Here is a 24,459-nt window from a genome sequence, read left to right as displayed (position 1 = left end):
GTTCCCCCAAACCAGGCCAGTCGTCACTGACATTCAATGTTCAGTGACATTCAAATGCGGCGGCCAGACGGCCGGTCCATTCAACGTGCCGCCAGATTGGCCGCCGGAAAGATCGAGCACGTTTCGGTGCCGAAAGCCAGCAGCTTGCCATTGGCATCCTTCAGCGCCGCTTCCGAAACCGCCAGCGTGCGGCCCTTGTGCACCACTTTGCCCTCGCACACCACCTCGCCGGTCCCTGGTGTGATCGGCCGCGTCAAATAATGTCGAGGCCAAGCGGCGAAACCCGGCCGGGGTAGAGTTCCACTTCGCTCACCTGATGGCTTCGCCGACGGCGGTTTCCCCGGCGATTGCCTTGCCGCCCGCATAATGCTTGCGCAAGGCGGCGAGGAAGCCGGCGCGGGCGCCGGGTGGTTCGATACCGCGCGGCTCGTAGACATGGCGGGTCAAAAAGAAGCCGGTCAACCGGAAGGCGTCGTCGATCGCCGCCGGATCGGCGCGCAGGCCCGAACCGCGCTGCAGGAAGGCAGGCAGCGCCAGCATCTTGTCGCGCCACGGCGCGCCCGCCGCCCGCGACACGGCGCGGCCGGATTTCGGCGAGACGTAGGCAAGATCCTGCCTGGTGCCGGTCGCCGCACACTGGCTGAGATCGAGGCCGAAACCGAGTTCGTCGAGAACCAGCAGCTCGAAGCGGGCCACCAGCTCGCCGGCGGCATCGGCATCGTCGAGATGGGCGATCATGACCGCGAGCGTCTCATAGAGACCGCGATGGGCATCGCGCTCGGGCAGAAGACGCAAATGCGCGGCCATCGTCTGCAAGCCGTAAACGGCAACGGCGCTGTCCATCAGCCGGGCGGCGTTCATTTCGATGGCCTCGGCCTGGAAGGTGCCGAGATGTTCGTCGAGCCGCGCCCGCCACAACAGGTCGACGCGGTTGCCGGGCTGCAAGACCGGCTGCTGCTTGCGCGAACGGCCGCCGCGCACGAGACCGAGATGGCGGCCATGCGCACGTGTCATCACCTCGAGAATGGCGCTGGTTTCGCCATGCTTGCGGGTGCCGAGAATGATTCCCTCGTCGCGCCATTCCATGACCAGAGCTTGTCACCGGTTCGATGGCGAAATCAAGATGAGCGACTTATCCGCCGCCAAACCAAAACGGCCCGTAGCGTATCGCTACGGGCCGTTTTTGCGAGATCGTCGTTTGATCAGAACGAGCGCTGGAAGCGGAAGATGCCGCCGATTGCGTCGGCATCGTCGGCATCGAAATTGTCGTAATAATCGACTTCGGCGGTGATCGTGTAACCAGGAACGATGGTGTAGGCGACGTTGGCCGCAACGGCGAAGTCTTTGTCGTCGGTATAGGAGACCTGGGCGTTCAAAGAGGTCTTCTTGTTGACGGCATAGCTGCCGCCGCCCCAGACGGCAAAGTTGCCAGTCCACGGCTTGTAGAAGTTCTTTGCGACGTTGTCGTCGCTGCCGTAGCCCGCCATCACGAACAGGGTCAGGTCAGTAATCGGCTTGACGTCGAGGCGAGCTTTGCCGGCCCATTCTTCCGACGTGCTGTTATAGGCGCCGACGGCGGTGATCGCACCCCAGTCACCCTTGTATTTCACGCCGCCGACGACAAACGGAACGTAGCTGTCGATCGACTGGTCAGCGCCGGAGCCTGTTTCGACCGAGGCGACTGCCGTAAAGCCGTTACCGCCGTCGAAATAGTAACTGATCAGGTTGGTGTCCTTGGTGCCGTACGGGATGATGGTGTCCTGGACGACGTTGCCGGCGTAGCCGATGAACGAATCATAGACAGTTTCATCCTTGCCGACGCGGAAACCTCCAAGCTGGATCCAGGCGAAGTTCAGGGTAACCGCCTTGTTGTCCTGCACGCTGAAATCAACACCGCTCACGGTGTGTTTGGTATTGCCGAAGTTGAAACGGGTCTCGGTGTAGGTCTTCAACGTGCCGAGCTCGGTTTCCTGGCCGGTCCACGTCTTCAAATTGAAGCGGGCATTCTTGTTCCAGGTCTGCTGTTCGTCACCGTCCATAAGGTCGTGGGTCGTCGCGCCGTCGAAAACGCGGCCACCGTCGCCGAAGCTGGCGTCATAGCGGACATAGCCGCCGATGCGCAGGCAGGTTTCGGTGCCGGGGATATAGAAGTAGCCGGCGCCGTAGACGTCGCAGATCTTGACGTATTCAGCGGGTTCCGGCTCGGCGACCACAACAGCGTCGGCGGCGCGCGCGCCGGAGACCGCGACGAATGCCGCGGCTGAGCCGAGAAGAAGGCTCTTGATATTCATTTTCTGACCTCTCCAGTCAAAGTTAAAAATGGCTTTGGATTCATGGGTTGAACGGCTGAACGCCTCACCCACGTCGAAAAAGGCGCGCACCGCACCCCCTCTTCAGGCGGCGAACATACTCATCCGCATTCCAGTCTCAATGACGATTCCAAAAATAATCAATGTTTGTATAACAGAAGAAATCCATGTTGCACAAATATCACTTCATATTTTCTTCACGTTTGCTCCCGGCACAAACGAGACATTGTCACAATTGTACGAAACTATACTTATTCCATTAGCCGGCAAACCGGTCATAGTCCGGTTGACATTCCTTTTACGTGTTATTTTTTGGAATAGACTTCTAACGTTGGCGGCGAAAATCAAGCCAACTTCGCCATCGCTGCGTTCTGTGCGGCAAGAACGACTTCCGCCACCAGATCCTGTTTGAGCATTTCAATGGGAATACGTCCGGCAAGGCCCGGCGCGGGGCCGACCAGCCACGACCAGGCACGCCGCGGATCGGGCATCGCGGATAACACTTCGTTGATACCCGGAGCCGGCCTGCCGTCGACGAACTGCGCCAGAGGAAATACATGTTTGCGGCCACCGGTGCGCAACGCAACGACCGTGCCGCTCCGCTGCCAGCGATGCAGGGTCGAGCGCGATATGCCGAGATTTTCCTGCAGGAAGGTCGACCCGGCGACCCGACCGGCCCAGTCCTCGACCCGCATCGCGTCGAGGTCGCCCGTTCCGGCCAGGGGTTGGATGTCTGCCCCTTGGCCTTCGTGCGCCGTCGACAGAGGCGTCCGGGTACGGCGTTCCGTCGCTTCGGCCGCCAATATCCGCACGAACCGCGACGCCATGCCGGGCAATCTTTCCTGCATGGTGTCGATCGCCCTGATGTCGGTCGGCGCAAGCAGGGCGACGGCGGCGGCAACGGCCCCGGCGACCCTGCCCGCTGCGACGACCGCATCGCTGTTCGTCACCTTGCCTTGCCGCGCCAGCACGCGCTCGATCTCAACAGCGACGGCGTTTGCAAACTCGATCTGACGGATGGGGTCGATGCGATTCCAAGTCCCGGTCATGTCCTAATCTGGCTGTTTGCCCGCCTGTTCCGGTTTGCTCGGAAGCGGGTCTTTCGCACAGCCTATAGGCAGGGTGTATGACGGAGAGACGACAAACGGGAACCACGCACGGTCGCAGTGTCGGCAGGTGCTCCAGCCGATCTAACTGACCGATTTTGCATGAAATATCGGAAATTTCTCAGAACCCGCTCAGGATTTCGGGTCGCGCCGGTGCCAATAAGAAACGGGTCGACCGACGTGGTCCACGCATAGCCTCCCGGAATGATTCGGCCGGCTGTAAAAAATGCAAGTCGACCGATTGGGCAGCCCGGCGACCTCTCATTGTCATCTGCCCGTGAGAGGACTGACATGACTTCGTTCCTGCACCTGGTGCGGCAGCATCAGTTGGCTGCCTTCTTTTCGTTGGCGCTTGCCCTGAGCTGGTTTGCCTTCATCCCGTTCTACCTGTCGAATGGCGATAGCATTCCCTGGTTTACCTTCGGCCCGATGGTCTCCGGATTCGTTGTCGCAGCCCTTTCCGGAGGCTGGGCTTCGGTCAAGGCCATTCTCGCTTCCGTGGTGAAGTGGCGGGTATCTCCGCTGTGGTATCTGGTGGCATTCGGCCTGCCATTCGGCACGCAGCTTGCCTCGATCCTGGTCAATTCGCTGTTCGGCTCGGCGACGCCGGTCTGGAGCAACATTCCTGCTGTCACTGAGATACTGCCGATCATCGCGCTGTATGCGGTCTTCAGCGGCCCGCTTGGCGAAGAGCCGGGATGGCGCGGCTTTGCGACACCGCGGCTGATGGCCAGCCATTCAGCGCTGGCCGGAAGCCTGATCCTCGGCGCGATCTGGGCAATCTGGCATTTTCCGCTCGGCCTGGTCGGCGATCTCAGCGTCTACGGCACGATCAACGTCGTGCTGGCGGCAGTGGTGTTCACCTGGCTCTATCAGAACACCGGCAGTGTGCTTCTCGCCATTCTCATGCATGTCACCCATCAGAACAGCGTGCGCTTCCTGGGCAAGGTGTTCATCGACGCCGACCATGTGCAGCAGCAATGGATCGGTGTTGCGATCTGGGCGGTGGCTGCCGTCGCCATCGTTGTCTTCTACGGTACCGAAAGCTTCGTCCGCAGGTCGGCAACGCAGCCCACCCTCGCTGGCACCGTCTAATTTGCGGCGCCCAAATCAAAAGCCGCTTTCGGCGGCGACAGACCTTGACCCAGCCCTCCAGCCGTAGGCCAATAAAGGCACGGCTTCAGGGAGCGGGCCGTCTCGATGGCGGGTTCGGCCACTGACCAGGTTTTTCAGTTTGGCGGTTTCACGCTCGATCTGGGCAAAGGTACGCTCGGCCGGGCCGAACAGCCGGCCTTCCTGCGGCCGAAAGCCTACGCATTGCTGACGCATCTCGCCCGCCATATCGGCCGTGTGGTGCCGAAGTCGGAACTGATGGATGCGGTCTGGCCGGGTGTTTTCGTCACCGAGGATTCGCTGACGCAGTCGATTCGCGAGATCCGCAAGGTGCTCGGCGAGGAAACTATACGGACCGTATCGAAGCGCGGCTACATGCTGATCCCTGAAATCGAACCGGTGCCCGAACCCGGCGCACAGCCGATCGTGGCGGTGCTCAGGTTCCGCAATGACAGCGCCGATCCGGCCGACGAAGCGATCGTCGACGGTATTGCCGAAGACATTATCAACGGCCTCGCCCGCTTCGACACGCTGACGGTCCTGGCGCGCAATTCGAGCTTCTCGTTTGCCTCATATTCGCCCAGTGAATGGCCTGTCGTGCGTTCGCGCATCGGCGCCGATTATCTCATCGAGGGTTCGGTGCGCCGGCACGCAGACAGCATCGTCTGTGCGGTCAATCTCGTTGACGCAGCCAGCGCTTCCCAGCTCTGGGGGGATCGCTACCAGGCCGATTACGCCGGGCTGTCCGCCATCCAGCAGGAGATCGTCGAAAAGATCGTCGGCCGGCTGGTGGTTCGGGTGAACAATGCCGGCCTGCAACGTGCCTCGCGGCAGCCGGTAGCCAGCCTCGCCGCCCATGAACTGGTGCTGCGCGGCGTCGCTTTGCTGCGCGATCCGGCGCAAAGCGAACTGAAAGAAGCGGCAGCGTTTTTCGAAGCGGCGATCGTCAGAGACCCGGCCTATGGCCTCGCTTACACCTATCTGGCGCTGTCGCATGTGCTTAACAGCGAATTCGGACCCACCAGCGACGCCGTTCTGACGAAGGCCCGCGACCTGGCCGACCGGGGCATCGCATTGTCGCCGGACCAGGCAACGGCACACCGCATCCAGTCGCTGGTACGGCTCAATATGCGTGAGCACGAGGCGGCCGAGCATCACTTGCGCATCGCGCTCGAGCTCAATCCGGGCGACGCGGACTGTATCGAGCAGATGGGGCATCTGTTGACGATGCGCTGCCGGCCGCTCGACGCGCTCGCCTGGCTGGCACGCGCCATCCGCATCAACCCGCTGGACCCTCATTGGTATCAGTACGATCGCGCGCTCGCGCTATACATGCTGGGCGAATACCGCACGGCTGCCGAGGCGCTGGAGCTGGCGACGCGACCGAGGCCATGGATCCGCACCCGGCTTGCCGCCTGTTACGCTCAGCTGGGCGAGATGCAGGCGGCAAGGCGCCAGGCTGCGCTGATCAGCGCCGACGGCTCCAATCTCTCGCCGCTCGACTATGCAAGAACGGGCATCCCCTTCGAAAACGCCTCCGATGCCGAACATCTTGCCGACGGCGTGTCGCTGGCACTTGGGTAATCCTGAGGCGGCGGCCAACAGGCCGCTCGGCGGATCGCCCAAACAGGCTCAGTGCGGAAATTCGAGCCCCATTTCACGGTAGCGCTCGGGATCGTCGCCCCAGTTCTCGCGCACTTTGACGAACAGGAAGAGGTGCACCTTCTGCTCGAGTATGCCTGATATTTCCATGCGCGCGGCCTGGCCGATGGCGCGGATCGTCTCGCCCTTATGACCGAGCACGATCTTCTTCTGGCTGTCGCGCTCGACATAGATGGTCTGGTCGATGCGCACCGAGCCGTCCTTCTTCTCTTCCCATTTCTCGGTCTCGATGTGGGAGGAATAGGGCAGTTCCTGATGCAGCCTGAGATAGAGCTTTTCGCGGGTGATCTCGGCCGCGAGTTGGCGCATCGGCAGGTCAGAGATCTGGTCTTCCGGGTAGTACCAAGGTCCGGCCGGCAACGTCTCGGCGAGATAGTCGAGCAGGTCCTTGCAGCCGGACCCGGTCAGCGCCGAAACCATGAAGGTGCGCTTGAACGGCACCCTTTCGTTGGCTGCCGCCGACAATGCCAGCAACGTCTCGTGCTTGACCCGATCGACCTTGTTGAGGATCAACACCATCGGCTGCCGGACATCCTTCAGCCGCTCGAGGATGGCGTCGGCATCGCCCCGGATGCCGCGCTCGGCATCGATCAAGAGCAGCACGATATCGGCGTCCTTGGCACCGCCCCAGGCTGTGGTCACCATCGCGGTGTCCAGCCGGCGCTTCGGCTTGAATATGCCCGGCGTGTCGACGAAGACGATCTGCGCGTTGTTGTGGGTGGCAATGCCGCGCACGATGGCGCGCGTGGTCTGCACCTTGTGCGTCACGATCGATACCTTGGCGCCGACCAATTGGTTGACCAGCGTCGATTTCCCGGCATTGGGCGCGCCGATCAGCGCGACGAAGCCGGAGCGGGTAGCGGGAGCTTCTGTTGCCGGAGCTTCGGTGGCGGTCATGCGGCACTCCCTTGATTGAGCCAGACGCCTTCCCGCTGCAGAAGTGCCGCGGCTGCCGCCTGCTCTGCCTCGCGCTTGGAGCGCCCGCTGCCGGTCGCTGGCGGATAGGCGCCGACCTTGACGCTGACGGTGAACAGCGGATCGTGGTCCGGTCCCTCGCGGCTGTCGATTATGTAAACCGGCACCGCGCCTGCCGCCTGATGCGCCCATTCCTGAAGTTCGGTCTTCGCATCGCGGCGGGCGGCGTCGATGGCTTGTGAGCGCGGTTGCCAGTACCTGTGGATGAAGGCACGGGCCGCTTCCAACCCGCCGTCGAGATAGAGCACGGCGATGAGCGATTCCAGTGCGTCGGCGCGCAGATTGACGCGCTTGCGCCCATCGAGGCCGCGTACGTCCGAACCGGCGCGAATGAGTTCCGGCAGGCCGATCTCCTCGGCGATTTCCGCCAGGGCCTCGGCGTTGACCAGGGCGTTCAATCTGAGCGACAGCTCACCCTCGGCAGCGTCGGGAAATGCCGCCAGCAGCATATCGGCAACGACAAGGCCGAGAACGCGGTCGCCCAGGAATTCGAAGCGTTCGTAGTCGATGCCGGCATGACTGCCGCGAGCGCTGGCATGGGTCAGCGCCCGCTGCAGGCGTTGGTGGTCGCCAAAACTGTGGCCGGTGCGCTCCTTGAGCGCCTCGGCGAGCGCATCAGCGGTCAGCCGTTTTGTCGCCGCCATGGTCCTAATTGACGAAATGGAACAGGCGCGAGGCGCGCATCTGCGACGGCCATTTCCAGATTTCGAGCGGGCTGGCGCTGCCGCCGATCGAGAAGAAGATGAGGTTGGCGCGGCCGACCAAATTCTCTTCCGGCACGAAGCCGACGGTGAAGCGGCTGTCGGACGAGTTGTCGCGATTGTCGCCCATCATGAAATAGTGACCGGGCGGCACCTTGAACTCTTTGGTGTTGTCGCCGATCGAAGCCTGTGTCAGGTCGAGCGTGTCGTAGGTGACGCCGTTCGGCAGCGTCTCGCGATAGACATCGACCGGCCCGTTCTCCTCGGTGATGTCGTGGTTGTCGATCTGCCCGACCTTGACGCGTGGCACAGCGACGTCGTTGATGAAGAGCTGGCCATCCTTGACCTGGATCTTGTCGCCCGGCAGGCCGACGACGCGCTTGATGTAGTCGACGGAAGGGTCCGGCGGAAACTTGAACACCACCACGTCGCCGCGCTTCGGCTCGGAGCCCCAGATGCGGCCCGAAAAGATGTTCGGCCCGAACGGCAGCGAGTAGCGGGAGAAGCCGTAAGACCATTTGGTGACGAAGAGATAGTCGCCTTCGAGCAAAGTCGGCCGCATCGAACCGGACGGGATCGAGAACGGCTGGAACAGGAGCGTGCGGATGACCAGCGCAAGCAGCAGGGCCTGGACGATGACGCTGACGGTTTCGCCAAGTCCGCCGGATTTCTTCTGGGTTTTTTCAGCCACGCTCATGTCGTCCTCGATTGTGCGTTGGATGGTATAGAGTCTCGGCGCGCGCTGGGCAACGTCATGCCGGTCGTCAGATGCAATCAATGTGGCGCTTCTTCGACCGGCAACGCTTCAATGATCACAAAGGCTTGAGCGAGCGGAAAATCATCGGTGATGGTGAGGTGGATCACGGCGCGGTGCCCTTCAGGCAGGATTTCGTCCAGCCGCGCTGCCGCCCCGTTGGTCAGCGCCATGGTCGGCTTGCCGCTGGCCAGGTTGACGACGCCCATGTCGCGCCAGAACACACCCTGCGCCAGACCGGTGCCCAATGCCTTGGCGCAGGCCTCCTTGGCAGCGAAACGCTTGGCATAGGAGGCCGCACGCGCCGCGCGGTTTTCGGAGCGCGCCTGTTCGATCTCGGTGTAGATGCGTTGGATGAAGCGCTGGCCATGACGTTCCAGCGACTTCTCAATGCGTCTGATGTCGATGAGGTCGCTGCCGATACCGATAATCATTCGGCGGGAACTTCCGGCCCGGTTTTTCCGGTCTTTGCGGCTCTTTCGGCCAGACGCTTGCGGCGCTGCTCGTGGAAAGTGACCATACCCCAGCGGGTAATGCCGTAAAACAGCAGGCCGAAAACCAAGCCAAGCGGTATTGCGCCAATGGTCATCGGCTTAAGCACCGGTCCCCACAACTGCGCAAAGGAAAGATTATGCAGCATGTCGCCGAGATGCGCGGGTGGGCCATGCGCCGGCAGGTGTTCATGCAGGATCAGCTTGCCGACCTCCCAGGAGGCGGCCCATAGCAGCGGAAAGGTCAGGGGATTGCCGAAGACCGTGCCGAGTGCTGCCGCCACCAGATTGCCGGCGATCAGCCAGCACAGCATGGCGGCAATGATGAAGTGGAAGCCAAGCGGGAAAAACGACGCGAATACGCCCGCCGCAACACCGGCGGCCACGGCATGCGGCGTGGCCCTAAGCCGCAGGATGCGCTTGGAAAAATACCGCAGCGAGCGCGAGAACGAGCGGCGCGGCCACAAATAAGTACGCACCCGCTCGAAAAAACCATCAGGCTTGCGCCGTCGAAAAAGCACTCTGTTCCTGTTCCTAGTTCCATCAATGGCTTCGCGCCGGCTTTTCCCAGCCGGGGCGCGACAGCCCTATGCTGCGCTTTGCGGTCACCGAAAGGCAACTACGACTTTGATATAGCGATGTGCTAGCCGAAGAACAACGAGGCCGACGGCATCCGCTCGGTCGCCACTTGCGGCAGCCTTGGGTATCGCCATTCTGAACAGGGCATGATCGCGGCGAATTTGAGGAGCGCCACTCAGGAACGATACTCGCTGACCTCGACGAGGTTGCCGTCCGGGTCACGGAAATAGACCGACATCATCGGGCCACGGGCGCCGATACGCTCGACCGGGCCGACCTCTATGGCTACGCCGTTGGCCGCGAGGCTGGCGCATATTTCGGTGAGCGGCCGGGCGGCAACGAGACAGAAATCCCCAGAGCCGGGAGTCGGCGCCTTGGCCTTCGGCTCGAAGGTGCGCCCGACCTCATGCACATTGATCTTTTGCGTTCCAAACAGCAGCGCCGTTGGTCGGTCCGGCTCGTCGAGGCGCTTGAAGCCAAGCACGCGCTGATAGAAGGCGCAGCTATCGTCTACCGAACGAACTGTCAGCACGAAATGATCGATGCCGGTGATCACGGCGGCGGCTCCGTTATAAATTGCGGCTGCCCGGCTTGATCGCCGGTATGGCGGCAAGCTCGGGCGGCAGCCTGTCGGCCGGATAGGCCGGAACCTCGTATTCGGCGAGCGCGATCAGCGGCACGCCGACATCGGTCTTGCCGGCCGAGCGGTCGATAATGCATGCAGCGGCAACGACTTCGGCGCCAAGGCCGCGCAGGCAGTCGATGGTCTCGCGGATCGACAGGCCGGTGGTGACGATGTCCTCGACAATGACAACGCGCGACCCCTTGGCGATTTCGAAACGACGGAGCCTGAATTCGCCCCCTTCCCGCTCGACCCAGATCGCCGGCGCACCAAGATGGCGCGAGGTCTCATAGGCCGGGATCAGCCCGCCGATCGCTGGGCCGACGACATAGTCGATCCTGCCGGGAACGCCAGCGCGGATCTTTTCGGCCAGCGCCTTGCACAAGCGCTCGGTCTTGTCGGCATGCATGAAAACGCGCGCCTTTTGCAAAAAGACCGGGCTGCGCAGGCCGGACGTCAGGATAAAATGCCCTTCGAGAACGGCGCCGGCCTCGCGGAAAATGCCCAGCACTTCGTCGGTATTCATCGTTCGCTCCATGTCATGGTGAATAGTGAATGGTGAATAGTAGTGAGTAGTGAGAGCACCCTCTTTCACTATTCACTATTCACTATTCACTATTCACTATTCACTATTCACCCATTCACGCGTCGCGCGTCGCTGACGCTCGAATTGTCCTTTAGCTGCGACAGCAGCCGGTTCAAGTGCTTAAGATCCCACACTTCGAGATCGATCAGCATTTCGGTGAAATCGGGCGCGGTGCGCACCATCGATAAAGTGTGGATGTTGGCATCGTTGGATGCGACGACCTGCGCAATGTCGGCCAGCGAACCCGGTGCGTTGATGGCGGTGACCGAGACACGCGCCGGGAACCGCTCCTTGGTGCGCTCGTCAATATCCCAGCGCACGTCGATCCAGCGCTCGGGCTGGTCGTCAAAGGCCTGCAACGCCGGCGACTGGATCGGATAGATGGTGATGCCGGTTCCCGGCTGCACGATGCCGACGATGCGGTCGCCGGGCACCGCCCCCTCCGGCGCGAAGCGCACCGGCAGATCGCCGCGCACACCGCGGATCGGCACCGCATCGTCACGCGGCTGGTTCTTGTCCTTGCGTGCGGCGCGGCCCGGAATCTGGAACAGCATGCCGGCGGCGTTGCGGATCTTCGACCAGCCCTCCTCGCGCTGCTTGGGCGCGACCAGCGTGACGCGCTCGTCCTTGTAGTCAGGAAATACCGCCTTCATGACGTCGCTGGAGGCAAGTTCGCCACGGCCGACCGAGGCCAGTACATCCTCTATGTCCTTGCGCGCCAGCCGGTGCAGCACCGGCTTCAGGTTTTCCTTGGTGAAGGTCTTGCCGGACCGTTCGAAGGCGCGCTCAAGAATGCGGATACCGAGACCCGAATATTGCTTGCGGATAGCGTTCTTGGTGGCACGGCGGATGGCCGAGCGCGCCTTGCCGGTAACGACCACCGATTCCCACGCCGCCGGCGGCACCTGCGCCTTCGAGCGGATGATCTCGACCTCGTCGCCGTTCTTCAGCTCCGTCATCAACGGCATGATGCGGCCATTGACCTTGGCGCCGACGCAAGTGTCGCCGACATCGGTGTGGACGGCATAGGCAAAGTCGATCGGCGTGGCGCCGCGCGGCAGCGCGATCAGCATGCCTTTCGGCGTAAAGCAGAACACCTGGTCCTGGAACAGTTCCAGCTTGGTGTTTTCGAGAAAGTCCTCGGGATTGTCGCCTTCGGCAAGCTGCTCGATGGTGCGCCGCAGCCAGGCATAGGCATTGGTCTCCTTCGAGATCGCATGGGCGGCACCATTCATCTTGCCGCCGGTATCTTTATAGATCGAATGAGCGGCGACGCCGTATTCGGCGATCTTGTTCATCTGGTAGGTGCGGATCTGCAATTCGACGCGCTGGCGCGACGGGCCGACGATGGTGGTGTGGATCGAGCGGTAGTCGTTCTGCTTCGGTGTCGAGATATAGTCCTTGAAGCGTCCGGGCACCATCGACCAGGTGGTGTGGATGGCGCCGAGCGCGCGGTAGCAGTCCTCGACCGTCTCGACAACGACGCGGAAGCCGAAAATGTCGGACAGCTGTTCGAACGACAGCGCCTTGGCTTCCATCTTGCGGAATACCGACCACGGCTTCTTCTGCCGGCTCTTGACCTCGGCCTTGATCGAATATTTGTCGAACAGCGTGGACAGCGCCTTCTCGATCTCGGACAGCACGCCCTTGTTGCGCTCGAAGATTTCGACGAGGCGCGCGGTGACGGCGCGGTAGGCTTCGGGATTGATGAAGCGGAAGGCGATCTCCTCCAACTCCTCGCGCATGCCTTGCATGCCCATGCGGCCGGCCAGCGGCGCGTAGATGTCCATCGTCTCTTCGGCAATGCGCAGGCGCTTGGCTTCCGGCACATGGTCGAGGGTGCGCATATTGTGCAGGCGGTCGGCGAGCTTGACCAGAAGCACGCGCACGTCTTCCGAGATCGCCAGCAACAGCTTGCGCAGGTTCTCCGCCTGCTCGGCCTTCTTCGAGACGAGGTCGAGCTTCTTCAGCTTGGTCAGTCCTTCGACCAGCTTGCCCATTTCCGGACCGAACAATTCGTCGATCTCGGCCCTGGTCGCCGTGGTGTCCTCGATCGTGTCGTGCAGCAAGGCAACGGCAATCGTCGCCTCGTCCATGTGCATTTCGGTGAGGATGGCGGCGACTTCGAGCGGATGCGAGAAATAGGGATCGCCGGAGGCGCGCTTCTGGTGGCCATGCTTCTGCATGGCGTAGACATAGGCCTTGTTGAGCAGCGCCTCGTTGACGTCAGGCTTGTAGCGCTGGACGCGCTCGACAAGCTCATACTGACGCATCATGGCGGGATCTCGCAATGCTGAAATGAATCATGCGCCGCACTGGCGTACGGCGCATGTCATAGATAGCCACGAAACTGCCGACGCGAAAGTGTCGGCAGTTGTTGCTAAGATCAATAATCGTCGCTTTTTTCCGGCGGTACCAGCCCTTCGATGCCGGCCAACAGGTCTTCTTCGGTCATGCGATCGAAGGTGACGTTGTCCTCGGCGTCGTCGGCATCGGTGGCCGCAACAGTGCTGCCGGTCTGGTCGGCAATCGCCTCGCCATCGGCTTCCGGCTCGTCGACCTCGACATGCTTCTGCAGCGAATGGATGAGATCTTCCTTGAGGTCGTCCGGCGATAGCGTCTCGTCGGCGATTTCGCGGAGCGCAACGACCGGATTCTTGTCGTTGTCGCGAGGTACGGTAATCTGCGCGCCCTGGCTGATTTGACGGGCGCGGTGGCCCGCCAGGAGCACCAGCTCGAAGCGGTTGTCGACCTTGTCGATGCAATCTTCAACGGTTACGCGGGCCATGAGTTGCCCCTTTCATGCCTGGATTTGATGGAAAACAGGCGCGGTCCATAACCCGAACGCCGCCAAAATACAAGCTTTTATGGCGGTGCGCAGCTCTGACGCGGGCCGCCTGCGACGACGCAGCGCCGATCACAATTGCTTGCGGTGCCGGATGGTGCCTTGGATTGCCGTAAAACTGGCGTTATCTCGAACGATGAAGGCCAACAGGTCTATTATCAGACCGGCCGATAGTCGCCACGCATTTAGACGACCGCTTATTTCGAAAAAGGACATTTTTCCATGTTCGATCCTCGTGAAAAAATCGCTCTCTTTATCGACGGTGCCAATCTCTACGCCACCTCGCGCGCGCTGGGCTTTGACATCGACTACCGCAAACTTCTGTCGAGCTTCCAGAAACGCGGCTATCTGCTGCGCGCTTATTACTACACCGCGCTGGTCGAGGATCAGGAATACTCCTCGATTCGGCCGCTGATCGACTGGCTAGATTATAACGGCTTCAAGGTGGTGACCAAGCCAGCCAAGGAATTCACCGACTCGACCGGCCGCCGCAAGATCAAGGGCAATATGGATATCGAGCTGACCGTCGATGCGCTCGAGCTCGCCGATGTCGTCGACCATTATGTCATCTTCTCAGGTGACGGCGATTTCCGCACGCTGGTCGAGGCGCTGCAGCGGCGTGGGCGCAAGGTCTCGATCGTCTCGACCATGGCATCGCAGCCGCCGATGATCTCCGATGACCTGCGCCGCCAGGCCGACCATTTCATCGACTTGATGGCGCTCAAGAATGAAGTCGGCCGCGATCCGTCGGAGCGGCCGGTACGCCGGTCCGAGCCGGCCGAAGTCGACGAGGAAGACTATTGACGGTCGTTGCCTTGACCGCGCCCCTGGCCGCCTCTCCCGAACCCGATCGCGACTGCCCGCTTTGTCCGCGGCTGCACGACTTCATCGCCGAGTGGCGGCAGCGCGAGCCGTCCTGGTTCAACGCGCCAGTGCCGACCTTTTTGCCGCCGGAAGGCGAGGATGCGGTGCGCTTGCTGATCGTCGGGCTGGCGCCTGGCCTGCGCGGCGCGAACCGGACGGGGCGCCCCTTCACCGGCGATTTTGCCGGTGATCTGCTCTACAATACGCTAATCGCGCACGGCTTTGCGCGCGGCGAATTCAAAGCGCGACCAGATGACGGGCTGGAGCTTGTCGGTACGGCGATTACCAATGCGGTGCGCTGCGTGCCGCCGGAGAACAAGCCGGTTGGTGCCGAGATAGCCACCTGCCGGACGTTCCTGGTACCGACGATCGCCCGATTTCCAAACCTGCGCGCCGTGCTGGCGCTGGGCTCGATCGCGCACCAGTCGACCGTGCGGGCGCTCGGCCAGCGCGTCGCCGCCTATCCGTTCCAGCATGGTGGGCAGCAGCAGGCCAATGGCATCGCGCTGTTTTCCAGCTATCATTGCTCGCGCTACAACACCAATACGGGCGTACTGACGCAAGCCATGTTCGTCAACGTTTTCAGTCAGATAGAAGCTTTTCTGAAGACTGAGAGCCGGACGACGCCCGCCGGCGCACAAGCCCTAGATTCGGGTGATCGCGAACAACCAGGCCAAGAGATCCAGCAACCATAGTAACAGTGCAAGCTGCAGCGCGACGCGCAGGCGTTGGATGATCCGCCAATTGCTGGCCATGTCGGATTTGATGCGCAGCGCAAGCGCTCGGTGCATCCCATCCATGGTTGCGGGAGGATGCTGATCGACGAAATCCTGGAGCAGCTTCTCGGGATCGAAACGGAACGTATAGTTATAATATGGCCACACCATAATCGCGACCAGCAGTCCGATAAGAAAAAGCAATGTCAGCGCCAGCCAGTCCCAAGGCCCCACGCCATCCAGGAGCGCCCTGCCCCCAAGGAGAGAACTCGCGAACGCAGTTGCAAAAATCAGATTTCCAGCGCGCGTATTGAGACTTTCAACCACGCCCTGCTGGTGTTGGAGGCCACGCACCGCCTCCGCATAGACAAACGCCAGGCGGGGATCCCCACCGTCCGTCGCAGCAGGCGGGGCGTTGCTGTCATTGGCTGATGAAGGGCGCTCCGGCATCAAATGTACTTAGCACGGCGCCGCCTGCGATATGAATAGCCACCTTGGCGAAGGCTTCGTCGTTCCCGTCATCGCCCACTGAGGGTGCTCTCGCTGGACAGGAATAGCGTCAATCCGACGCCCTCGCTTCAGGCGCTGCGGCAAACAACGCGGCCAGCGTCGCCGGCCCGCCTTGGAGAACATTCAGGTCGACGTCGCCGCTGATGCCGTCGACGCGGCCCCGGTTGTGGTACTGCCAGTAAATCCAGTCGTTATGGCCTGGCCGCAGCGCCAGCGAACGCAGCCAACGCGGGCGGCCGGCTATCTGCCCGGCATAGGCTTGCGCGGCCTCGTCGGTCACATAGAGGATCGCCGTCTTGCCGAACGCTGCTTCGACCGGGCCGAGGAAGGCTGAGAGTTCGGCGCTCAACTGTTCGGGAGTTGGCCGCTGCGGGCAATTGCCGCCGAACTCGATGTCTACCACCGGCGGCAGCAAAGGCTGATCGCGCGGCACCACCGAGATGAAGTTGCGTGCCTGATCGGCACCCGGCCTGCAGAAGGTGAAGAAGTGATAGGCGCCGACGGCAAGGCCGGCGGCGCGGGCCGCACGCAAATTGGCGGCGAAGGCATCGTCGACATGGTCGCCGCCTTCAGTTGCCTTGATAACGGCGAAGGCGACATCGTCGGCGGCAACACGCCGCCAGTCGATCTGCCGCTGATGATGGGAAACGTCGATGCCCCTGACCGGATATTTGCCGCGGTCCGGAGAAAACGTCTGGAAGTAGGCATAGCCGCCGGCCAGGACGAGGCCCGCCAGGAGCAGACCGGCCGCGCCCCACAAGACGATCCGGTTTTTCAAACGAGACCTATCCCTATTGGTCCGCCCTGCCCTCCGCCATGGCTCCGGGCGTTCGTCGCTCGAAAAGCCAAATCACTGGCTTTTCGTCCGCTTCGCGGACCTCTCCTCACCCTCGCTCTTTCAGCAGCCGGCCCTTCTCGCGCGACCAGTCGCGCTGCTTTTCGGTCTCACGCTTGTCGTGCAGCTTCTTGCCGCGGCCGACGGCGAGCAGCACCTTCGCCCGCCCTTGGTCGTTGAAATAGATCTTCAGCGGCACCAGCGTCATGCCTTCGCGGTCGACGCTCTGCGACAGCTTGGCCATCTCGCGCTTGTTGAGCAGGAGTTTGCGGCGTCGGCGCGGCTCGTGGTTGAAGCGGTTGGCCTGCAGATATTCCGGCAAATAGGAGTTGATCAGCCAAATCTCGCCGCCCTCGACCGAGGCATAGCTGTCCTGGATATTGGCCTGGCCCTGGCGCAGCGACTTCACTTCGGTACCGGTCAGCACCAGGCCGGCCTCGATCGTGTCGAGCACCTCATAGGAAAACCGCGCCTTGCGGTTTTCCGCAACGGTCTTGTTGTTGGGATCGGCTTTTCTGACTTGATTCATGATGCGGAGAGGTGGCGCCTCATCCCTAATTTATCAAGCCGGCGTGCTTCATCGCCGCGTCGATCTTCTCGGCGGTCGACGGCTCGACCGTCATTAGCGGCGAGCGCAGCACGTTCTCGACCTTGCCCAGCTTCGACAGCGCATATTTCGCGCCGGAAACGCCGGGTTCCAGGAAAATCGCCTTGTGCAGTGGCAACAGACGGTCCTGCAGGTCGAGCGCCTTGGCGCTGTCGCCGGAAAGCGTCGCCTCCTGGAATTCGGCGCAGAGTCTGGGCGCGACATTTGCCGTCACCGAGATGCAGCCGACGCCGCCATGCGCGTTGAAGCCGAGGGCCGAGGCGTCCTCGCCGGAGAGCTGGATGAAATCCTTGCCGCAGGTGGCGCGCTGCTCCGAAACCCGCTCGACCTTGCCGGTGGCATCCTTGACGCCGACGATGTTCTTGAAGTCGTGCACCAATTGCCCCATCGTCTCCGGGCTCATGTCGACCACCGAGCGGGGCGGAATGTTGTAGATGATGATCGGCAGGCTGGTAGCCTTGGCGACGGCGGCGAAATGCGCGTAGAGGCCGCGCTGCGTCGGCCTGTTGTAATAGGGCGTGACGACAAGGGCCGCGTCGGCGCCCGCCTTCTCGGCATACTGGACCAGGCCAACCGCCTCTTCGGTGTTGTTGGAGCCGGCGCCGGCAACGATAGGAACCCGGCCCTTGGCGACCTCGATGCAGACCTTGACGACTTGGCGGTGCTCGTCATGCGACAGCGTCGGCGACTCGCCTGTGGTGCCGACCGGGACCACGCCCGTCGTGCCTTCGGCGATCTGCCAGGCGATGAAGGCGCGAAAGGCTTTCTCGTCGAAACGGCCGCTCTTTTCGAACGGTGTGACGAGCGCGGTCAGCGAGCCTCTCAGCATGTCGTCCAACTCCTTGGGGACTTTCGGGTTTGTCGTGCGCGCCTTCTAGCCGAAAGCGAAGCGGCGCACCATAGTCTCGACATTGTTGCGCGGCAAGCATTGCGCCAGCAATTGCAATTCGAATGACCTCGAGAAGGTTTTCTTTACGGGCCCTTCATCACAGACGAGTAAGCTTCAATTCATCTGTGTCTGTTGTAGCGTCGAAGAACGGGGATGACCAAATCCATGCCGATCAGGCGGCCTCATCTTTTCGCGCTTATCGGCGCGATCGTCGCCCTGATTCCCGGCGCGGCGATCGGCAGCAGCGTCGATGTGCAGGTTACGTCGGCGATTCCGATGACCGAGCCGCAGAACGATGCGGTGCAGCAGTCCCCGTCCGCGAGCGTCGCGGTGCTGAAGAGCGGTCTCGATGCGCTGGCGGCAAACGACATTGCGCGCGCGCGCCAGGTGCGCGAAGCGCTGCCGGCCAAATCGCTCGACCGGCACATCCTTGCCTGGGCGATCGCGCTCTATGGCGGCGACCAGGTGCCGAGCGGCGACATCGCCGATGCGGCAAAGATGCTGCCGAACTGGCCGGGTACGATCGCCTTGCGCAGGAACAGCGAGCGCGCGCTCTATCGCGAGAACCCCACGCCGCAGATCGTGGTGCGGGCGTTCGACGGCAGCCAGCCGCTGACCTTCGAGGGCGTGCTGATCCTGGCCCGCTCCTATGTAGCGCTGGGCGATACCAAGGCGGCGCGCTCGGTGCTGTCGCCATTCTGGCGCACCGAAAAGCTCGAAGCCAGGGACGAGGCGGCGGTCATTCGCGAGTTCGGTGCGCTGATCCCGGCCGCCGACCATCGCTTCCGCATGGAGCGCATGTTTTATGCCGACCGGGTCGCTTCGGCGCTGCGCGTCGCCGGTCTCGCCGGCGCCCAGCAATTGGCCGATGCCTGGGCGGCGGTCACCAAAGGCGACAAGAACGCGGCCAAGCTGCTGAAGGCGGTGCCGGCAGCGCAGCGGGCGGCCGGCTATCTCTTTGCCGAAGCCGAATATCTGCGCAAGCAGCAGAAATTTTCCGACGCCGCCGCGCTGGTGATGAAGGCGCCGGGCGACCGCGACGCTCTGGTCGATCCGGACGCCTGGTGGGTCGAGCGCCGGGTGCTGTCGCGCGAGCTGGTCGACCAGAGCGACATGAAGACCGCCTACAGAATAGTCGCCGCGCATGCCGCCGAAAGTCCCGCCAATGCTGCCGAGGCGGAATTCCATGCCGGCTGGTACGCGCTGCGCGGCCTCAAGGACCCGAGCATCGCCGCCAAGCATTTTGCGCGAATCGCGGAGCTCGCCCAAGGGCCAATGTCGCTGTCGCGCGCCTATTATTGGCTCGGCCGCGCCGCCGAAGTCGGCGGCCCCGGCAATGCCAAGGATTATTTCAGCCGCGCCGCAAGCTACGGCACGACCTTTTACGGCCAGCTCGCCGGCGAGCGCGTCGGCCGGCAGACCCTCAACATCGTCTACCCACAGCCAAGTGCCGCCGACCGCCAGAATTTCGCCACCCGCGAGGCGGTCAGCGCCATCAAGCGGCTGCAGGAGGCCGGCTATGACCGCTATGCCGAGACGCTCTACCGCGACCTCGCCGGGCAGCTGAACAACCCCGGCGAACTGGCGCTGCTTGCGGTGTTGGCGGAAAGACAAGGCAACCATTTCATGGCGCTGAAGATCGGCAAGATCGCCGGCGCCCGCGGCATCGATGTCGGCGCGCTGTCGCATCCGCTCGGCGTCATTCCCGACACCGCCAACATCTCCGGCTCGGGCAAGGCGCTGGCCTATGCGATTGCCCGCCAGGAAAGCGAGTTCAACATCGGCGCAATCTCCAGCGCCGGCGCGCGCGGACTGCTGCAACTAATGCCAGGCACCGCCAAGCAATTGGCGAAGAAGGCCGGCATGACATTTTCTCAGGCCCGGCTGACCACCGATGCCGGCTACAATGCAACGCTGGGCGCTGCCTTTCTCGGCGAGCAGCTCGGCCGTTTCGACGGCTCCTACGTGCTGACCTTCGCCGGCTACAATGCCGGCCCCGCCCGCGCCGCCCAGTGGGTGGCGAAATACGGCGATCCGCGCGGCAAGGACGTCGATGCCGTCGTCGACTGGATCGAGCGGATTCCCTATACGGAAACAAGAAGTTACGTCCAGCGCGTGATGGAGAATTACGAGGTCTACAAGATGCGTATCTCCGGCAAGTACGACATTGTCGGGGATCTGGTGAACGGCCGGGGGTGACGACCGGGCTTCAAGCCAAGTTTGCCGGTTACAGCGTATTTTGTTCTTGCTTTGTGCCGGCAGCTATGCTACTAATTTAACCATAGTGCTGATTCGCACCGACGACCCGCCCAACGAGGCGGGTTTTTGTTTCAGGCTTTGAAAGTTCCGGACGTCGAGTTGGCGGACAGCGGCCCGCCCTGTCCTGCCGGACATCTCCCCAAGGGTCCCACCAGGGGGAAGATCGGCAGCTTCGTGGACAGTGCCTTTCTGCATCCGGCGAAACTTGGCGAAAGCGACGATGACAGCCAATCTCCCCCTTGAGGGACCCTGCAACTTCGGCGCCTCCCCTATTTGACCCTACCGGCCCCTCGCCTGTAGCAGTTGAAACAAGCCAGCAGCGAGAGGAACGGAGTCCACATGGCAACCGAGCAGGGTTTCTCCGATTTCTTCTACGCCGCGCCGGACGGGCTGTCCCTGCACGCCCGCATCTACGGCGAAGCGAATTCCGGCCGCTGGCCAGTCGTTTGCCTGCCCGGCCTGACCCGCAATTGCCGTGATTTTCACGAGCTGGCGCTTTATCTGTCGACGCAGGCGAAGCGCAAGGTCGTCGCTTTCGACTATCGCGGGCGCGGGCAGTCCGCCTACGATGCCGATATCGGCCATTACAATATCGGCATCGAAGCTGGCGATATTCTCGCCGGGCTGGCGGCGCTGAGCATGGAGGAGGCTGCCTTCATCGGCACGTCGCGCGGCGGACTGATCATCCATGTGCTCGGGGCGATGCGGCCGGCCGTGCTGAAGGCCGTCGTCCTCAACGACATCGGCCCGGTGATCGAGACGCAAGGGCTCGCCCATATCCGCTCCTATCTCGACCCCGCGCCCAGGCCGAAGGCGTACGCAGAGGTGGTCCGCGGCCTGCGCAGCACCCATGGCGCCGATTTTGCGGCGCTGACCGATGCGGATTGGGAGCGGATGGCGTCAGCCCTCTACCGCGAGACCGAGGAGGGATTTCTGCCCGATTTCGATCCGAAACTGGTCGATACGCTGGCGGGCCTCGATCCCAGCCGGCCGATGCCCGATCTTTGGCCACAGTTCGACGCGCTGGCGGCCATCCCAATGCTCGTCATACGCGGCGCCAACTCGAAGCTGCTGTCCGCCGAAACGCTCGAGCAGATGCGGACGCGCCATACCGATATCGAGACGATCACCGCTGACGGCCAGGGGCATGCACCGTTTTTGGAGTCCGGGATCCTGCCGGGCAGGATCGCTGGTTTTTTCGATCGGGTGGAGCGGCGGAGCGGTTGGAAGTAAAACCACGGTAAGTTTAAGTAACTCTCTGCCTTATCTTGTACCTGTGAAGCATTCTGGCAGCGATTAACAGCTATGCTGGCGTCCCGGAGAATAATTGTTGGATGTCGGCGCCGCCCCTCATCCGCCTGCTGGCACCTTCTCCCCGTGTAGTGACGGGAGAAGGACAGACGGCCGCAACGCTGACGAACTCCCCTCTCCCCGTTTTTTCACGGGGAGAGGGTAAGGGTGAGGGGCAGCGCCGACTTGATGTATTGGCCTGCAATCCGTTGTCAGATCGACCGACTTACGCCAGATCCACCCAAACCGTCAGGATTTGGCGCTTCTCTTCGCGGGCTTTGGTGCCTTGCTTGCGGCCGGCTCACCTTTTGGTTCCCGCCTTGCCGAAGGTGGAGAGGACAACGGACTTGCCCCGCCGTCGTCCGAACCACTGTACCGCGGCGTCTCAAGCACGGTGACGCAACCGTCGAGATCGTTGGTGGCCAGATGGGCGTAGCGCATGGTCATGGACAGCGTCTGGTGGCCGAGCCACATCTGCACACGCCTGATATCGATGCCGCCCTGGACGAGACGCGAGGCGCATGTATGGCGCAATATGTGCGGCACGACCTGATCGTCGGCGCCAAGCCCGACTTCGGCCTTGGCATCGTTCCAGATGGCACGAAACTGCGCCTGGCTAAGCTTGGTGAACGGGCCTTTAGGCCGGCGGCCCTCGGTGGCCGGCAGCTTGATCACCTCTTTTACCCGCTCGGTCATCGGGATGGTGCGGCTGCGGCCGGACTTGGTGATCCAGAAACTGACGCGGTGCTCCTGGATATCGTTCCAGATCAAGCCCAGCGCTTCGCCGAGGCGGCAACCGGTGTCGACGAGAAAGACGGAAAGCCGATAGGCGTCCTCGCTGCGGCTTTTGATGGCGGCAAACAGCCGAGCCTCCTCGTCCCTTTCGAGGAAACGAATCCGTCCCGCCCGCTCTTTCTGGCGGCGGAACTCGGGCAGGCTGTGGATATCCCCCATCTTGTGAGCCTTGCGCAGCAGTTTGCTGAGGGCAGCCATCTTCCGGTTGATGGTTGCGTTGCTGTTGCCGCGCTGGCGCAAGGTGCCGATAAGGTTGTCGAGGGTGCTTTGGTCAAAGGCGCTGAAACGCTCCCCAAGGAGAATCTCGTCTATTTCGCCGATGAACGAGCTGACATTGTACTTATGCCGCCCATCATCCCAAAGTATATCCCGGTATGCTGAAAAAAGTTCTCCGATCCTGTGCGACTTTACTTCTCGTATCTTGTTGTAACTGTATTTTATCTTTGCAGTTTGAGAAGAAAACATCGAAAAATGATCAGAGGTCCCTCCCTCTTGAATCGCATCGTTCGTCATTATTCGCCACACCCCCGAGTGGATAGGCCTAGACCTACCTGCTTGGCGGTGCCCTTTCAAGAGTTTTAAGCGTTGCGGCCGATTTCATCCACCAGTGGTGGATCCCAACGACATCGTTCCACAACCCTGTTCAGCTACCGAACCCCCTTTTCCTTCTGTTTGCTACCAGTCGCGAAAATAAAACAGCCCGGGCGTTGAAGCGCCCGGGCTGGATTTCAGTTGCTTAAGTCCAGCCCTTAGAACGAGCGCTGGAAGCGGAGGACACCGCCGATGCTGTTTTCGTCGGTAGCACCGGTCCAATTGTCGAAATTGTTGTCACCGAAGTGCAGGTAGTCGACTTCGGCCGTGATCGTGAAGCCGGGAACGATGTCGTAGGCAATGTTCGCCGCGATGCCGACGTTCTCGCCTTCGTCATACGCCGCCTGAAGGTTGAACGAGGTCTTCTCGTTGATGGTGTAAGTGCCACCACCCCAAACTGCCCAGTTGCCGCTCCACTGCTTGTAGAAGTTGCGTGGGATATTGTCGTCCGAACCGTAGCCGGCCATCAGGAACAGCGTCAGGTTCTGCATCGGCGTCACGTCCAGGCGAGCCTTGCCTGTCCATTCTTCCACTGCGCTGTCATAGGCAATGACGCCCGAGATCGAACCCCAGCCCTGCGTGTATTTCACGCCGCCGACGACATATGGAACATAGCTGTCGATCGAATCGTGACCCAGGTGGAGCGCGGTGTTGTCGTCGTTGAGGATAAAGCCTTCACCGGTTTCCAACGACGCCACGGCCGAGAAGCCGTTGCCGGCATCGAAGTAGTACTGGATGACGTTGGTGTCGAAGCCGCCGTAGGGAACCAGCGTATCGTTGATGACGTTGCCGGCGTAACCGGTGAACGTATTGAAGGCCGTTTCGTCCTTACCGACGCGGAGACCACCGAGCTGGATCCAGGCGAAGTTCAGCGAAACGCCTCTGCTGCCAAAGCTGGAGAATTGTGCATCAGGGGTGGCCGGGTTGCCGTCGAGATCGACCCCGTGATAACCGGTTCCCCAGTTGAAGCGGGTCTCGGTGTAGGTCTTCAAGGTGCCCATCTCGGTTTCCTGGCCGGTATAGGTCCTCAGCGTGAAGCGAGCCTGCTTGAAATAGCCGTCGTTGACATCGTCCCTGCCTTCCAAGGCTTCCGAAAGGTCTTGGTAACGGGCACCAGTGAACGCGCCCGCATCGCCGGCGGAGATGTCATAGCGGACGTAGCCGCCGATGCGCATGCAGATTTCGGTGCCGGGGATGTAGAAGTAGCCAGCGCCGTAGACGTCGCAAATCTTGACGTATTCAGCGGGTTCCGGCTCGGCGACGACGACGGCGTCGGCGGCGCGCGCACCGGAAACTGCGATCAGTGCCGCAGCGGAGCCGAGAAGAAGGCTCTTGATGTTCATTTTCTGACCTCCAGTCA

General features: G+C 61.9%; 25 protein-coding genes. 6 read left to right on the top strand and 19 right to left on the bottom strand.

What is annotated here, in order from left to right; all coding sequences use genetic code 11:
• Window positions 1–80 precede the first annotated feature (80 nt).
• The 4 genes from NKH89_RS28350 to NKH89_RS28335 form a co-directional block, all read right to left on the bottom strand.
• On the bottom strand, window positions 81–257 hold the full coding sequence (locus NKH89_RS28350; RefSeq protein ID WP_023719877.1) for a PaaI family thioesterase: 177 nt from the start codon (window positions 255–257) through the stop codon (window positions 81–83).
• A gap of 52 nt (window positions 258–309) precedes the next feature.
• Window positions 310–1,086, bottom strand: a complete 777-nt coding sequence (gene recO, locus NKH89_RS28345; protein WP_023719878.1) for a DNA repair protein RecO — start codon at window positions 1,084–1,086, stop codon at window positions 310–312.
• Between the two features lie 116 nt (window positions 1,087–1,202).
• Entirely contained in the window at window positions 1,203–2,291 is a 1,089-nt protein-coding gene (locus tag NKH89_RS28340) for a porin (RefSeq protein WP_352481853.1), read from the bottom strand.
• A gap of 362 nt (window positions 2,292–2,653) precedes the next feature.
• Window positions 2,654–3,358, bottom strand: coding sequence for an antitoxin Xre/MbcA/ParS-like domain-containing protein (locus NKH89_RS28335; protein ID WP_352494848.1), 705 nt, complete (start codon window positions 3,356–3,358; stop codon window positions 2,654–2,656).
• A 348-nt stretch (window positions 3,359–3,706) separates the two neighbouring features.
• On the opposite strand from NKH89_RS28335, the gene NKH89_RS28330 reads away from it, so the two are divergent.
• Together NKH89_RS28330 and NKH89_RS28325 are read left to right on the top strand one after the other, a co-directional pair.
• The gene (locus tag NKH89_RS28330) at window positions 3,707–4,510 is read left to right on the top strand and encodes a CPBP family intramembrane glutamic endopeptidase (RefSeq protein ID WP_352910748.1); all 804 of its coding nucleotides are present in this window, start codon (window positions 3,707–3,709) and stop codon (window positions 4,508–4,510) included.
• Between the two features lie 105 nt (window positions 4,511–4,615).
• The gene (locus NKH89_RS28325) at window positions 4,616–6,112 is read left to right on the top strand and encodes a winged helix-turn-helix domain-containing tetratricopeptide repeat protein (protein ID WP_352910745.1); all 1,497 of its coding nucleotides are present in this window, start codon (window positions 4,616–4,618) and stop codon (window positions 6,110–6,112) included.
• Between the two features lie 48 nt (window positions 6,113–6,160).
• Here NKH89_RS28325 and era read toward each other — a convergent pair whose 3' ends face one another.
• The 9 genes from era to rpoZ form a co-directional block, all read right to left on the bottom strand.
• Complete coding sequence (era, locus tag NKH89_RS28320) at window positions 6,161–7,087, bottom strand: GTPase Era (RefSeq protein ID WP_023719882.1); 927 nt, start codon at window positions 7,085–7,087, stop codon at window positions 6,161–6,163.
• The gene (gene rnc, locus NKH89_RS28315) at window positions 7,084–7,809 is read right to left on the bottom strand and encodes a ribonuclease III (RefSeq protein ID WP_031194250.1); all 726 of its coding nucleotides are present in this window, start codon (window positions 7,807–7,809) and stop codon (window positions 7,084–7,086) included. Before rnc ends, era begins: the two co-directional genes overlap by 4 nt.
• Before the next feature lie 4 nt (window positions 7,810–7,813).
• Window positions 7,814–8,563, bottom strand: coding sequence for a signal peptidase I (gene lepB / locus NKH89_RS28310; protein WP_023719884.1), 750 nt, complete (start codon window positions 8,561–8,563; stop codon window positions 7,814–7,816).
• A gap of 77 nt (window positions 8,564–8,640) precedes the next feature.
• The gene (acpS, locus tag NKH89_RS28305; protein ID WP_023719885.1) at window positions 8,641–9,054 is read right to left on the bottom strand and encodes a holo-ACP synthase; all 414 of its coding nucleotides are present in this window, start codon (window positions 9,052–9,054) and stop codon (window positions 8,641–8,643) included.
• Entirely contained in the window at window positions 9,051–9,632 is a 582-nt protein-coding gene (locus tag NKH89_RS28300; protein ID WP_352494847.1) for a DUF2062 domain-containing protein, read from the bottom strand. The genes acpS and NKH89_RS28300 overlap by 4 nt, the downstream gene beginning before the upstream one ends.
• Window positions 9,633–9,865: 233 nt before the next feature.
• Entirely contained in the window at window positions 9,866–10,246 is a 381-nt protein-coding gene (locus NKH89_RS28295) for a VOC family protein (RefSeq protein ID WP_352481860.1), read from the bottom strand.
• A gap of 13 nt (window positions 10,247–10,259) precedes the next feature.
• Complete coding sequence (pyrE, locus tag NKH89_RS28290; RefSeq protein WP_023719888.1) at window positions 10,260–10,838, bottom strand: orotate phosphoribosyltransferase; 579 nt, start codon at window positions 10,836–10,838, stop codon at window positions 10,260–10,262.
• A 107-nt stretch (window positions 10,839–10,945) separates the two neighbouring features.
• Window positions 10,946–13,174: a RelA/SpoT family protein gene (locus NKH89_RS28285; RefSeq protein ID WP_352910742.1), complete on the bottom strand. Its 2,229-nt coding sequence runs from the start codon at window positions 13,172–13,174 to the stop codon at window positions 10,946–10,948.
• Window positions 13,175–13,284: 110 nt separating this feature from the next.
• On the bottom strand, window positions 13,285–13,686 hold the full coding sequence (rpoZ, locus tag NKH89_RS28280) for a DNA-directed RNA polymerase subunit omega (RefSeq protein WP_352481861.1): 402 nt from the start codon (window positions 13,684–13,686) through the stop codon (window positions 13,285–13,287).
• Window positions 13,687–13,965: 279 nt separating this feature from the next.
• Here rpoZ and NKH89_RS28275 point away from each other — a divergent pair, with 279 nt between their 5' ends.
• Both NKH89_RS28275 and NKH89_RS28270 read left to right on the top strand, forming a co-directional pair.
• Complete coding sequence (locus NKH89_RS28275; protein ID WP_023719891.1) at window positions 13,966–14,547, top strand: LabA-like NYN domain-containing protein; 582 nt, start codon at window positions 13,966–13,968, stop codon at window positions 14,545–14,547.
• Window positions 14,544–15,302 (top strand): uracil-DNA glycosylase, encoded by a 759-nt coding sequence (locus NKH89_RS28270; RefSeq protein ID WP_245278617.1) that lies wholly within the window; start codon window positions 14,544–14,546, stop codon window positions 15,300–15,302. Before NKH89_RS28275 ends, NKH89_RS28270 begins: the two co-directional genes overlap by 4 nt.
• Here NKH89_RS28270 and NKH89_RS28265 read toward each other — a convergent pair.
• The 4 genes from NKH89_RS28265 to dapA all read right to left on the bottom strand — a co-directional run bounded on the left by NKH89_RS28265 (window position 15,252) and on the right by dapA (window position 18,104).
• Window positions 15,252–15,773 carry a hypothetical protein gene (locus NKH89_RS28265; protein WP_245278618.1) on the bottom strand — a complete coding sequence of 174 codons (522 nt, stop codon included), beginning with the start codon at window positions 15,771–15,773 and terminating at the stop codon, window positions 15,252–15,254. The genes NKH89_RS28270 and NKH89_RS28265 overlap by 51 nt on opposite strands.
• Before the next feature lie 109 nt (window positions 15,774–15,882).
• Window positions 15,883–16,611, bottom strand: coding sequence for a GH25 family lysozyme (locus tag NKH89_RS28260; RefSeq protein WP_352910739.1), 729 nt, complete (start codon window positions 16,609–16,611; stop codon window positions 15,883–15,885).
• 106 nt (window positions 16,612–16,717) lie between these two features.
• Window positions 16,718–17,197 (bottom strand): SsrA-binding protein SmpB, encoded by a 480-nt coding sequence (gene smpB, locus NKH89_RS28255; RefSeq protein WP_023719895.1) that lies wholly within the window; start codon window positions 17,195–17,197, stop codon window positions 16,718–16,720.
• Window positions 17,198–17,222: 25 nt separating this feature from the next.
• Complete coding sequence (gene dapA, locus NKH89_RS28250) at window positions 17,223–18,104, bottom strand: 4-hydroxy-tetrahydrodipicolinate synthase (protein ID WP_023719896.1); 882 nt, start codon at window positions 18,102–18,104, stop codon at window positions 17,223–17,225.
• Between the two features lie 225 nt (window positions 18,105–18,329).
• Between dapA and NKH89_RS28245 the strand changes: the two genes are divergently transcribed.
• Window positions 18,330–20,363 carry a lytic transglycosylase domain-containing protein gene (locus NKH89_RS28245; RefSeq protein ID WP_352494886.1) on the top strand — a complete coding sequence of 678 codons (2,034 nt, stop codon included), beginning with the start codon at window positions 18,330–18,332 and terminating at the stop codon, window positions 20,361–20,363.
• Between the two features lie 399 nt (window positions 20,364–20,762).
• Window positions 20,763–21,656 carry an alpha/beta fold hydrolase gene (locus NKH89_RS28240; protein ID WP_352910736.1) on the top strand — a complete coding sequence of 298 codons (894 nt, stop codon included), beginning with the start codon at window positions 20,763–20,765 and terminating at the stop codon, window positions 21,654–21,656.
• A 306-nt stretch (window positions 21,657–21,962) separates the two neighbouring features.
• Here NKH89_RS28240 and NKH89_RS28235 read toward each other — a convergent pair whose 3' ends face one another.
• Window positions 21,963–23,021 carry a site-specific integrase gene (locus NKH89_RS28235; protein ID WP_198030509.1) on the bottom strand — a complete coding sequence of 353 codons (1,059 nt, stop codon included), beginning with the start codon at window positions 23,019–23,021 and terminating at the stop codon, window positions 21,963–21,965.
• Between the two features lie 236 nt (window positions 23,022–23,257).
• Complete coding sequence (locus tag NKH89_RS28230; protein ID WP_023719899.1) at window positions 23,258–24,442, bottom strand: porin; 1,185 nt, start codon at window positions 24,440–24,442, stop codon at window positions 23,258–23,260.
• Window positions 24,443–24,459: the final 17 nt, after the last annotated feature.

This window comes from Mesorhizobium sp. M0923, assembly GCF_040319365.1.
Lineage (GTDB): Bacteria > Pseudomonadota > Alphaproteobacteria > Rhizobiales > Rhizobiaceae > Mesorhizobium.
This window is presented reverse-complemented; position numbering and strand designations above follow the sequence as displayed.

Coding starts and splice junctions, on each gene's coding strand:
- smpB (WP_023719895.1), bottom strand. CDS start 17,197: ATGAATCAAGTCAGAAAAGCCGATCCCAACAACAAGACCGTTGCGGAA.
- NKH89_RS28285 (WP_352910742.1), bottom strand. CDS start 13,174: ATGATGCGTCAGTATGAGCTTGTCGAGCGCGTCCAGCGCTACAAGCCT.
- NKH89_RS28265 (WP_245278618.1), bottom strand. CDS start 15,773: ATGCCGGAGCGCCCTTCATCAGCCAATGACAGCAACGCCCCGCCTGCT.
- rnc (WP_031194250.1), bottom strand. CDS start 7,809: ATGGCGGCGACAAAACGGCTGACCGCTGATGCGCTCGCCGAGGCGCTC.
- NKH89_RS28245 (WP_352494886.1), top strand. CDS start 18,330: ATGCCGATCAGGCGGCCTCATCTTTTCGCGCTTATCGGCGCGATCGTC.
- NKH89_RS28230 (WP_023719899.1), bottom strand. CDS start 24,442: ATGAACATCAAGAGCCTTCTTCTCGGCTCCGCTGCGGCACTGATCGCA.
- pyrE (WP_023719888.1), bottom strand. CDS start 10,838: ATGAATACCGACGAAGTGCTGGGCATTTTCCGCGAGGCCGGCGCCGTT.
- NKH89_RS28325 (WP_352910745.1), top strand. CDS start 4,616: ATGGCGGGTTCGGCCACTGACCAGGTTTTTCAGTTTGGCGGTTTCACG.
- acpS (WP_023719885.1), bottom strand. CDS start 9,054: ATGATTATCGGTATCGGCAGCGACCTCATCGACATCAGACGCATTGAG.
- NKH89_RS28330 (WP_352910748.1), top strand. CDS start 3,707: ATGACTTCGTTCCTGCACCTGGTGCGGCAGCATCAGTTGGCTGCCTTC.
- rpoZ (WP_352481861.1), bottom strand. CDS start 13,686: ATGGCCCGCGTAACCGTTGAAGATTGCATCGACAAGGTCGACAACCGC.
- NKH89_RS28275 (WP_023719891.1), top strand. CDS start 13,966: ATGTTCGATCCTCGTGAAAAAATCGCTCTCTTTATCGACGGTGCCAAT.
- dapA (WP_023719896.1), bottom strand. CDS start 18,104: ATGCTGAGAGGCTCGCTGACCGCGCTCGTCACACCGTTCGAAAAGAGC.
- lepB (WP_023719884.1), bottom strand. CDS start 8,563: ATGAGCGTGGCTGAAAAAACCCAGAAGAAATCCGGCGGACTTGGCGAA.
- NKH89_RS28240 (WP_352910736.1), top strand. CDS start 20,763: ATGGCAACCGAGCAGGGTTTCTCCGATTTCTTCTACGCCGCGCCGGAC.
- NKH89_RS28235 (WP_198030509.1), bottom strand. CDS start 23,021: ATGACGAACGATGCGATTCAAGAGGGAGGGACCTCTGATCATTTTTCG.
- era (WP_023719882.1), bottom strand. CDS start 7,087: ATGACCGCCACCGAAGCTCCGGCAACAGAAGCTCCCGCTACCCGCTCC.
- NKH89_RS28335 (WP_352494848.1), bottom strand. CDS start 3,358: ATGACCGGGACTTGGAATCGCATCGACCCCATCCGTCAGATCGAGTTT.
- recO (WP_023719878.1), bottom strand. CDS start 1,086: ATGGAATGGCGCGACGAGGGAATCATTCTCGGCACCCGCAAGCATGGC.
- NKH89_RS28340 (WP_352481853.1), bottom strand. CDS start 2,291: ATGAATATCAAGAGCCTTCTTCTCGGCTCAGCCGCGGCATTCGTCGCG.